The organism is Actinoplanes sp. NPDC051388 (genome assembly GCF_055586225.1).
On sequence record NZ_JBVJIP010000037.1, the window covers coordinates 24,696 to 35,364 of the forward strand.

Annotated in this window: 8 protein-coding genes; 6 read left to right on the forward strand and 2 right to left on the reverse strand. The window is 67.6% G+C overall.

Going from position 1 to position 10,669, the window contains the following annotated elements; genetic code table 11:
- The first annotated feature begins 284 nt into the window (after window positions 1-284).
- Together ACZ6TI_RS47770 and ACZ6TI_RS47775 are read left to right on the forward strand one after the other, a co-directional pair.
- On the forward strand, window positions 285-1,316 hold the full coding sequence (locus ACZ6TI_RS47770; RefSeq protein ID WP_465351970.1) for a hypothetical protein: 1,032 nt from the start codon (window positions 285-287) through the stop codon (window positions 1,314-1,316).
- 4 nt (window positions 1,317-1,320) lie between these two features.
- Entirely contained in the window at window positions 1,321-2,451 is a 1,131-nt protein-coding gene (locus ACZ6TI_RS47775; RefSeq protein ID WP_465351971.1) for a beta-propeller fold lactonase family protein, read from the forward strand.
- Between the two features lie 37 nt (window positions 2,452-2,488).
- On the opposite strand, the gene ACZ6TI_RS47780 is transcribed toward ACZ6TI_RS47775, so the two are convergent.
- Window positions 2,489-3,175 carry a hypothetical protein gene (locus tag ACZ6TI_RS47780; protein ID WP_465351972.1) on the reverse strand — a complete coding sequence of 229 codons (687 nt, stop codon included), beginning with the start codon at window positions 3,173-3,175 and terminating at the stop codon, window positions 2,489-2,491.
- Between the two features lie 181 nt (window positions 3,176-3,356).
- On the opposite strand from ACZ6TI_RS47780, the gene ACZ6TI_RS47785 reads away from it, so the two are divergent.
- From ACZ6TI_RS47785 to ACZ6TI_RS47795, 3 genes are all read left to right on the forward strand, one after another.
- Window positions 3,357-3,923, forward strand: coding sequence for a Uma2 family endonuclease (locus tag ACZ6TI_RS47785; RefSeq protein WP_465351973.1), 567 nt, complete (start codon window positions 3,357-3,359; stop codon window positions 3,921-3,923).
- Window positions 3,924-3,993: 70 nt separating this feature from the next.
- Window positions 3,994-5,400, forward strand: a complete 1,407-nt coding sequence (locus tag ACZ6TI_RS47790) for a DUF6892 domain-containing protein (protein WP_465351974.1) — start codon at window positions 3,994-3,996, stop codon at window positions 5,398-5,400.
- Window positions 5,401-6,674: 1,274 nt separating this feature from the next.
- Window positions 6,675-7,031, forward strand: a complete 357-nt coding sequence (locus ACZ6TI_RS47795; RefSeq protein ID WP_465351975.1) for a VOC family protein — start codon at window positions 6,675-6,677, stop codon at window positions 7,029-7,031.
- Window positions 7,032-7,085: 54 nt separating this feature from the next.
- On the opposite strand, the gene ACZ6TI_RS47800 is transcribed toward ACZ6TI_RS47795, so the two are convergent.
- Window positions 7,086-8,213 carry an epoxide hydrolase family protein gene (locus ACZ6TI_RS47800; RefSeq protein WP_465351976.1) on the reverse strand — a complete coding sequence of 376 codons (1,128 nt, stop codon included), beginning with the start codon at window positions 8,211-8,213 and terminating at the stop codon, window positions 7,086-7,088.
- 191 nt (window positions 8,214-8,404) lie between these two features.
- On the opposite strand from ACZ6TI_RS47800, the gene ACZ6TI_RS47805 reads away from it, so the two are divergent.
- A complete protein-coding gene (locus ACZ6TI_RS47805; protein ID WP_465351977.1) occupies window positions 8,405-10,360 on the forward strand; it encodes a family 43 glycosylhydrolase in 1,956 nt (651 codons plus the stop codon).
- The last annotated feature ends 309 nt before the right edge of the window (window positions 10,361-10,669 follow it).

The following is a 10,669-nucleotide window of genomic DNA, read 5'->3' on the forward strand; positions in this document are numbered from 1 at the left end:
CGCTCACCAGCTGGTTCCCCCTGCACGTAGTCGGCAGCTCGCCGCATGAATTAACACCAAACGAGCCTGTCCGAAAACGCGGGGCACTCCACATCCCGCTGCCCGAGGCCAGCCAGCTCACCGTCCAGCTACGGCGTCGGCAGACAATAGGCTGCCGTCAATGTATGGCCGGGCCGGATACCGGTGGTGACGGCCTCCGTAGAGCATGACTATTCGAGGCGGCCATGGGGAGCCGAAATAACGCGCCCACCGCCCTGGACGTCGGCCGGCGACGCAATGGCTGGGTGCGCGTGGCAACGGCCACGCCGATCGCGACCAAAATTTACTGGGTCCTGCGCATCGGTGTGGCGGCCGAGTTCATAGGACACGGGTTCGCGGGACTGACCCGAGGTCCGTGGCTTCCCTATTACGCGCTATTCGGCATCGAGCCGGACTTCGCGTGGAATTACATGTTCTACGTGACCGGCACGATCGATGTGATCGCTGGACTTCTTGTTCTGTTCTTCCCGATTCGCCTGGTCCTGCTGTATGCCGCGGTCTGGGGAACGTTCACCGCTTTTCTGCGTCCGGCCGCGGGCGAGTCGTGGTACGAGGTATGGGAGCGTGGGGGAAACGCCGCGATGCCCATCGCGTTCTTGATGCTGGTCGGATGGGGCGGCTGGTCCGTGCGCGCGTGGTTGACGCCGGCCAGACCCCCACAGGCCATCGATGACCGCCTCGCCACCGCCCTCAACTGGACGATGCGTCTTGGACTCGGGCTCCTGCTGATCGGTCACGGCGGATTCGGCGCAGCGGTCCGCAAGGCGGAGTGGTACGACTTCTTCAACTATCTCGGCGTCCCGCCATGGGCGGTTGACTCCGCCCACCTGATGGCGGTGTTCGGTTGGTTCGAGATCCTTCTCGGGGTGGCGGTGATCATCAGGCCCGGACGCGGCCTCCTGATCTTCGTACTGTTCTGGAAGATCGGAACCGAGCTTCTTCGCCCACTTGTGGGGCAGGAGCTGTTCCAGTTCGTGGAACGCGCAGGCGACTACGCACTACCCGTCGCGCTGTACCTGCTCGTATTCCAACGAAAGCGTGGCGACCTGACGTCAGATCCCCCGGCCAACGGGCAGGCGGCGGCACTGCGTGAAGGCCGGCCGACCGGTGCCGGCTCGATCCGGGAACCGGACGACGCCCAGCGCGCCGCACTCGGCGACCGGCGCGAGCCGGTCGACGCGCAACCCGTGGGGTCGCCGGATCCGACGCACCCGACCCCGTCACTGGCCGCCGAGACCGACCGGGCGAAGTCGGGCCCAGCAGCAGAGAAAGCCTGAGCCGATGTTCTCAGAATGGAAGAGCAGCCGCATTCTGAACTCCCTGCTTCCGCTCACAACTCGACCTCCGTTCACGCGCGTTGCCGCGGTGGCGGCCTCGGCGCTTTGTCTCGCGGCGGTGGGGTTGGCCGTCACCGGCGTCATCGGGGCGTACGCCGCGGCGCCGCGCTGCTCAGTGGCGCCGAAATCGGCTGCCGCACCGGCAACGACCACTGCGCGGCGGCCGGTGGTGCTGGCCCACATCCCGGTCGGCCTGAATCCGCGGGGTGTCGCGTTCGCACCCGGCTTCACATCGGCCTATGTCGCCAACGCCGGCTCGAACACCGTGTCCGTCATTGACGTGCCCGCCAGAACCGTGACGGCGACCATTCACGTCGGCCGATTCCCGTACGGCGTGGCGTTCGGGGGGAATGGGTCGTTCGCTTACGTCGCCAATCGCGATTCCAGTAGCGTCAGCGTCATCGAGACGACGACTCGCCGGGTCGTCAAGACAATTCCGGTCGGTCGGAATCCTCGCTGGGTAGCGATGTCCCCCGACGAGTCGATCGCCTACATCAGCAGCACCGGTTCGAACGCGATCAGCGTGATCAGCACCGCGACCCACTCCGTCACCGCAACCATCCCGGTGGGCCTGGCGCCACGCGGAGTCGAGTTCACCCGGACCGGGCGAACGGCTTATGTCGCCAACTCGGGCTCAGATTCGGTATCCGTGATCGATGTGGCCGCCGGGGCCGTGACCGACACCATTACGGTGGGCGATGAGCCCCGCGGCATGTTGATCTCTGCCGACGAGGGAACCGCCTATGTCACCAACACCATCGGCGGCACGGTTTCGGTCATCGAGACAGGGCAGCGTCGGGTCATCGCCACCATCACCGTCGGCCTGCACCCGCGCGGCATGGCCTTCGCCGGTGACGGACGCACCGTCTTCGTGGCGAACTCGGGCTCCGGCCGTGGCATCCGACCGTGGTCGGCGAGCTGTGTGATGACGTTCGACACCGCAACCAACACCGTCACGGACCGGGTAGCGGCCGGCAACGACCCCCGCTGGATCGGCCGAGGTCCCGATGGTGGCTACCTATACGTCAGCAACACCGGATCCGCCAGCGTGTCTATGCTCGCTGCGGCGCCCTGAGGCTCCTCGGCAGGTACCACGCTCATAGCCGCAGACATCACGGTCCATGTCGTGCCACGCCCCGGCCTATCGGGGCGGAACGGCGCCGGTACTCCCGGACCAGCCACACGACCTGGGCGATGAGCCAGGCGAGGAGAACGGCGCCGAGCGTCACCGGCAAACTCCATATGAGCACGACATCCTGGCTGAGCTTTGCCGTGTGGTCGTCCGGGCCGGCGAGCCTCGCCCGCCACCTCGCGCCGGCGATCGGATCGATCTCGATGTTCGAGCTGCGCTGGAAGCTCACCGTGACGCCACCGACGGAAAGGGTGCCGTCGTCGGACCGGAAGTCACCCTCGCAGTCAGCCGTCCAGTACCCCTTCCGGGCCGGCGTGTACTGGCAGGCGGCGACCGTGAACACGCCAGCACGTTCGCGCTGATACGCGTGGACGCTGCGCACCAGCCGTCCTGTGACGTACACCAGGCCGGCAAGCAACGCCGCGATCAGGACACTGCCCATGATCAAGGTCCACGGCGGCGGGCGTCGCGTCGTGCCCGCTGCGGTCATGCGTGGCAGGGTACCTTCCGGGCACATGCTGACCGTTGCGTTGCCCTCACCCGGCGACAAAGTGAGAGCCAACCACTGACCGGCAGGATGTTCGAAGCCTTCGGGATGGACATGGTCCGGGTCGTCGACGGGCTGCTGGTGGAGCGCTGGGTCTACGCCGACCACTCTGACCTGCACCCATCGAGCCCGGCCGCCAGATGATCAGATCGGAGGCCGCGCATCGGTCTCAGCCCGGCACATGAGACGGCCGGGAGACGGCGCATTATGGGACAATTGGTGCAGACTTGTGGAGAGGACTGCTGAACGCTGGGGTCCCGGTATCTTGAAGTCGGAAGCGGATCACATTCAGGAGGTGTGTATGACCGTCGAGATGGTCGCGCCTGCCTGGATGCATCAACAGGTTACGGCCGAGCAGTACGCGGCGTGGACAGAAGAGCAGTGTGCGGGCATCGAGATCGTGGACGGGATGGTCGTCGTGAGTCCGAGCGCGTCCAAGCGGCATAATCGCCTGGCCCGGCTTCTGGCGAACGCCTTGGATGTGGCCGCAGGGCCGGACTGGAACGCCGACATTGACTTCGATGTCCGGCTCCAGGACGTGCCGCTGAACAACCGTCGTCCGGACGTGACGGTGTACCGGGCGAACACCATCGACGTCACCCCGACACGACCCGAGCATGTGCTTCTTGTGGTCGAGGTGGTCTCGCCCGGGTCGGAGACGACCGACCGGATCGTCAAGGCTGATCAGTACGCGAGGGCTGGTATTCAGTTCTATTGGCGTGTTGAGCAGGCCGCCACTGGTGCACCTATCGTTTACACGTACGTTCTTGACCCGGCGACTGGCCGGTACCGCGACAGCGAAGTCTTCACCGGCGTCGTGAAACTGGCTGTGCCCTTCGCTATTGAGGTCGACCTCGGTCAGATCTGATCCCGTCTCATGCAATACGGGGGCCGGTGCGCGCTGCTGAAATCGCCGATCCTGACGTAGCATCCCGCGAATGTCTCCTCGCGTAGCGGCCGCCGCGGCTCAGCTCCGGTCGGCAGACCCGGCGACCAGGATCGCCGGGGCGCGCGCCCTGGCCGACCTGGTCCGCTGCTTCGGGCACGACGCCTTGCCTGCTCTGCTGGCCTCCATCGACGCGGCCGCCATCGAATTCCCCGGGGAAGGGAAGTTCCGCCCCACGGAAGAGCCCCGCCCGTACGCCCTGTACGAGCCGCTGCACGAAGGATGGCGGGCCGCCGCCACGGGCGACGTCGAGACCGCTCACGAGTGGTACACGGCGATGCTGGACCGGATCGAGGCGGCCGACCCGAAGACCGGGGCACGGCTGCTGCACGTGCTCACCCAGGATCCGTGGGCCAGCCCGAAAGGCGCCGGATCGCCGTACGGCCCGCTGTTGGCGGCCAACGCCACGCGGGTGCTCGCGCTCCTGGCCGGGTGGACCCAAGCCGAGCAACCCGCCGGGCGGCCCGGAAAGCTGCTGCTGGCCATCCGCCAGCAGGCGGCCCGGCAGGATCCGATCATGGCCGACCTGGTGCGGCTCGGCCCGATCCTGCTGCCCGCCGACGCCACGGGCGGCGCGGGCGACTGGATCGACCTCGTCTTCGAGCGGCACCCCGACCCGCTCGAAGGGCTTGTCGCGCTGCTCAGCGTGATGCCGTACGCCGGAGCCCGCCGCCGCGACTATGCCGAGACGCTGCGCGGGTTGCTGGTCACCACGGACCGGGTGGACCTGCCGGACCTCGCCGTACGGCTGCGCCCATACGCCGAGCACTGGACCGACGACCAGCTCGAGCTGGTCGTCCGCGAGGTGCTGCTGGGTACAGGTAAGCGCCCGGCGCTGCCGGGCGTGCTGCGCCGCGCCCCGGACACCCGGGCGGTCCCGGAGATGCTGCTCGATCTGGGCCGGTCCACCCCGGCATTGGCCGAGCTCTCGGCGATGCTGGCCGACGCGCTCGCCCCGCGACCCGCCGCCGAGCCGCGGGCCGACACCGGGGTGGTGTTCACCGACGAGAACTTCAAGCTCGTGGTCATCAACCACCTGATGTACGAGCAGTCGGTGCTCACCCCGAAGTTCGACCGGGACGCCTTCATCGACTCGTTCGACGACCACGAGATCGAAGACACCAACGGGCCGACCGAGGAGGTGCTGGCCTATTTCCGGGCACTACCGCTGACCCCCGGGGACCTGGCGCAAGTGGTCGAGCTGGAGGTCGACCCGGCCGCGGACATCTGGTCCCAGATTGACGAGGGGTGGGGCGGCGAGGAGGACTACTTCACGCCGACCACGTACGTCGACGTGGCGCATCTGCCGAACCTGCGAAGGATCGCCATCGACATGTACGCCGACGAAGCCGACCTGTCGGCGCTCTACGCGAGGGGCATCGAGGTGGAGGTCGACTAAGTCGATGCGCTCCGCCCTGTGGGCGCCCGTGCACGATCGTCGGACGGCGACCGGTTCACCTCGCCGCTGACCGGCCTGCCCGAGGATCCCGTTCGACGGCGGATCCAACGTGCCCGATGAGTCCACGGAAGAGGACCGATGGTGGCGGGAAGGAAACGATGACTGGGAGACCGCCTCGAACACGGCGCTACTTGGCAGCGTTGTCCTCCAGGCGGTCAAGGGTCCGCCGGCGCGTCTCGGGAGAATGGCGGGTCTGAACCCGCCGACCCTCGCCCATGGGGTGAGGGTCGGCGAGCGTGGCTCAGGAGACCGGCTGCCAGGGGTTGGCGAAGCCGTCGATGATGCCCCGGACCGCGACGACCCTGCCGCCGTCGGTCGGGAAGGCCACGTTGCACTGGAACTGCTCGACCGCGCGGGACGGTGTTGCCGTTGTCCAGTTGCTCCTCGATGACCAGCGTGAAGTCGCTCGGGTAGCAGGACATGAGCTGCTGGTTGGTGTCCTCGTACCACATGGTCGTGCGCTGCGTGCCGCTTGCGTCGTACATCGGGTAGGTCTTGGTCGCGGCCATCGCGGGGGAGGCCGCGGCCACGGCGATCCCGGTGGCGACGACGGCGGTGGCGAGACCGTGCGCGGCGATCTTGCGGAGGTTCATAAGATCCGTTCACAGTTGGCGATACGACCGCCGGCCACAATACGGGCATCGATCCACACCCGGTCAATTAGACGAATATCACCCGCGATTGGTGATAGCCGGCGCAACTCTCGGAGGTCGCCGCGCGCCGGCAGTTCGCGAACAGAGAACTCACGCAGTACCCGCGTCGGCGTGCGCCGGTCAGCGCGTCTTCGATCGCCCGCAAGCTCAGCGTGGCTCGTGGTCCGTCCACTCTGCTCTCATCCTAAAGTCGGAGGCGCAAGACCCGTCTCACGCCGGATGTACCCGATCCCGCGAATTCCTACGGTCGTGACATGACTGCTCCGCAGCGGCGCAAGACCAGCCTGGGAATGCCCGGGCAGTGCCTGACCTCCACACTGCGCTGAGACATGTTCGTCAACCGCGATCGGAGAAACGTGATGCGCAAGGTTGAGCGCGGCGTTGTCGACTGGCACAAGCGGCGCCGGGCCGGCTCGGACGAATGGCCGGCGAGCTGATATTCCGGGAGGTTAGAGTTCGCCTCACCGACGACCTCGGCACCTCGTTCGAGTGGAGCGGCGGCACTTCCGGTGGTAATGCCGATGCCCCCAATCGATGACCCACCCGGTCTACCATCGAGACGTGATCAACGGTGGGCACGTGATCCTCTACAGCCGCGACGCCGAGGCCGACCGGGCGTTTTTCCGGGACGTGCTGCGGTACCCGCACGTCGATGCGGGTCGCGGCTGGCTCATTTTCAAGGCCCCGCCCGGGGAACTGGCCGTGCACCCGACCGATGGACCGCCGGCGCACGAGTTCTACCTGATGTGTGACGACCTCGCCGCGACCATGGCCGAGCTGAGCGAGCGCGGGGTCGAGTTCGCCGGGCCGGCGAGCGACCGAGGCTGGGGCCTGCTGATCAGCATCAGGCTGCCCGGTGGCGGAGAACTCGGCTTGTACGAGCCCCGCCACCCGACCGCCCACTCCCTGTCCCACTGATCCCCGCGTCATCGACACCGGGGTCGGGGCGGCCGTCCGCTCGGTGACCGCGGCCTATCGCAGGTCGCTGAAGAACCCGGCGATGTCGCCGGCCAGCAGATCGGGCTCTTCAGCCGCGGCGAAATGACCGCCGCGGGGAAAGACCGTCCAACGCCGAATGTCGTAGAGCCGCTCGTACCAGGATCGTGGTGGCTCGCCTTCGGGCACGAACTCGTTGGCGAGCACCGCCATCGCGGTCGGCACCGCCACGAAGTCCGACGGGCCGATCGGGGTGCCGTGCCAACGGTTGTCGTAGTAGTCCCGCATTGATGAGGTGATCGACCCGGACGTCCACCAGATGGTCAACATCGTCAGCAAAGCATCGCGACCGAACCGTGCGTCGAGGTCGCCGCCGCTATCCGACCAGGAGCGCCACTTGTCCAGCACCCAGGCGGCCAGCCCGGCCGGAGAGTCATTGAGCCCGTACCCCAACGTCTGCGGCCGAGTGGACTGCACTGCGCTGTAGCCACGCTCCGTGTCGTCCCATCGGGCGACGTGGTCGACGTACTTCTGCTCCTCGATCGACAGCGGCGGCGTTCCAGACCCGGTATGCGGCCACATCTCCGGTGTGCTGAGGTGGATCCCGATCACCCGGTCAGGCTGCGACAGCGCCATGTGGGTCGCGACCCCGGCGCCGAAGTCGCCGCCGTGCGCCCCATACCGCTCGTACCCGAGACCCTGCATGAGCCGATGCCACAGTCGAGCGACGAACGCCCGGTCAACGCCTGAGCGCGGCGGGCGTTGCGAGAAGGCATAGCCCGGCAAGGACGGCACGACCAGATCGAACCGGTCACCGAGACGGTCGACCAGCGAAAGCAACTCGGCAAACGTGCTGGGCCAGCCGTGGGTGAGGACCAGCGGCATCCCGCCGCCGGGGCCGGCCGCGCGATGGTGGACGAAATGAATGCGTACGCCGTCCACGTCGGCGACACGGTGTTCGAAACGGTTGAGCCACTGCTCCTGCGCGCGCCAGTCGAACCCGTCGGCCCAGTACGCCAGCAGGCCGCGAAGGTACCCGAGGTCGGTGCCCTGCGCCCATGGCGCCCCGGGCGCCGGATCGGGCCAGCGTGTGTGTCGAATGCGCTCCCGCAGATCGTCGAGAGCTGCATCGGGCACCTCGACGGTGAACGGCTCGATGCGCATCCCCAGATGATAATGACGCTCGTCGCCCGACCGAGGGCTCCGGATCTACCGCCGATCGCCGGTCACTCGGCGCGGACCTGACCCGATACGCGGACTCACCGCAGTGGCGCGCACGCCCTCGTTGACTCATCGGTGCTCGTCGATCTAAGGTAAGGGTGTTGACGATGTAACGTTTCAACGTGGAGGCCTCGATGCGCCGGATTCTGGTCGTCCTGCTGATGCTTGTCACCGCCGTCGTCTCCGCGCCGGCCGCCGCCCAGGCCGCCTACATCACGACCGTGACGAACTTCGACAGCGCCGGCAATCAGGTCGTGCGGTTCGACACCCGGGGCAACGCGGTGGACGCGCACGACGGCCACATCGCGGTCTTCGACGGCGTCTACTACCTGTACGGCACCGCCTACGACTGTGGCTACAACTGGAACGTTGACGGCACACCGTTCTGTGGCTTCAAGGTCTACTCGTCGCCCGATCTCGTGCACTGGACCGACCGCGGATACCTGTTCGACCCGACCTCCAGCACCTGGCAGACCCGGTGCAACGGAACCACCTACGGCTGCTACCGCCCGCACGTCGCCTACCACGCCGCCACCCAGCGGTACGTGCTGTGGATCAACGTGTACGACAACCGCGTCGGGTTCCGGGTATTCACCGCGACGACGCCGACCGGCCCGTACGTCGAGACCACCGAGCCGACGCTGGCGGTCAACAGCACGGCGCCACCGGCCGGGCTGAACAACGGCGACCACACCCTCTTCGTGGACGACGACGGCACCGGCTACCTCGCCTACACCGATTGGCGGAGCTCCGGCGACATCGTCGTCGAGCGTCTGGACAGCACCTATCTCTCCGGCGCCGGCGCCCACGTCCGGCTCGGGCAGGCTTCGACCGAGGCGCCGGCCCTGTTCCGGCGCGGCGGGACGTACTATCTCACCTATTCGGATCCCAACTGCGGCTACTGCGCCACTGGTACGTCGTACCGGAGCGCGGCCTCGCCCCTGGGTCCCTGGTCGGCCGGCACCAAGCTGACGACCACCTCGTGCGGTGGCCAGCCGGCGTTCGTGTCACCGATCCCGACGACGTCCGGCACCGCGTACCTGTATGGCAGCGACCTGTGGAACAACTCGAACCCGAACGAGGCGTTGGCGAACTTCTTCTGGGCGCCGCTGTCGTTCGACGGCAGCGGGGCCATCCAGCCGCTGACCTGCCCGGCCACGTTCTCGCTCAGCCTGCCGACCGGGTCGGCCGGCGCCGCGCAGACCTCGCCGGATCTGGATCAGTCCGGTGGCATGGCCGGCTACCGCCCGTGGTGTGACATCGGCCGGAACATCGCCCGGGTCCAGACCTTCGTCCCGTCCCGGAGCGGCACCCTGACCTCGGCGACGTACGCGACCTTCCAGAGCGGCTCGCCCGACGCCGGGCTGGACGTGCAGATCGTTACGGCTGACGAGTCGTTCCGGCCGACCGGATCCCCGCTGTTCCGTACGGTTGTTCCGCAGCACTCGGTGGGCTGGTCGCCCCGGGCCGTGACAGTCCACCCGGACATCACCGTGACCGCCGGGATCCGCTACGGCGTCCTGGTCGGATCGGCCACCACGACCGGCTGTTACGGCCTTGTCCACAACGATGCCGCGCCTTACCCCGGCGGCGGCGAGGCGTACAGCAGCGACTCCGGCGCCACGTTCCGCCCGGAAACCGGACGGACGATCAAATTCGAGACCACGATCAGCGCTCGTACGCCGCTCTCGACGACCGCTCTGCCGGCCGGGTGGACCGCCTGCGCGGGCGAGCACGGCGTCTGCTCCGCCACCCGTACCGGCATGATCGCGTACGGCGCGCCCGGCGGCTACGCCTACCAGTCCGTCCCGGCGGGTTCGGTGCAGCCGTGCACCACCGCGGCGTTCGGCGGCGACCCGCGGTACGGAACGCTGAAGTCCTGTTTCGTCGCACCGGCGGGCGGCCCCCAGGGCTACACCCCGTGCGCGACCGAGGGCGGCGTCTGCACGGTCACCGGCACCAGGACCGTCGCGTATGGACTGAACGGCGCGTTCAGCAACCGCCAGCTCACCGGCTCGGTGCCGTGCACGAACGCGGAGTTCGGCGACGCCATCCATCTGGTAGTGAAAGGTTGTTACGTTTCACCCTGAATCAAGCCGGACGCCGTGGTCTTCACCCGGCGTCCCGGTCTCACTCCTCCCGGAGGTTGAGGTCGGTCCAGCCTGAGATGACGCCGGTGGCGGACCGTCAGCGAGATCGACCGAAGCCCGGCTGCGGCTTCTGGTGTGGGCCGGGTCGGCAGCGGTGCGATATTTGACAATCCGGCCCGAAAGGCGTGTGGGATGCCACTTCAGGGTGATGGCTCTGGTCTGGGAAGATGCCGGTGCGGCAGGCTCGGTGGTGTGGTGGTTCATACGATCGCGTTGCTGATTGTCCGGCGGGTTCTGGGTGTGTTGGGG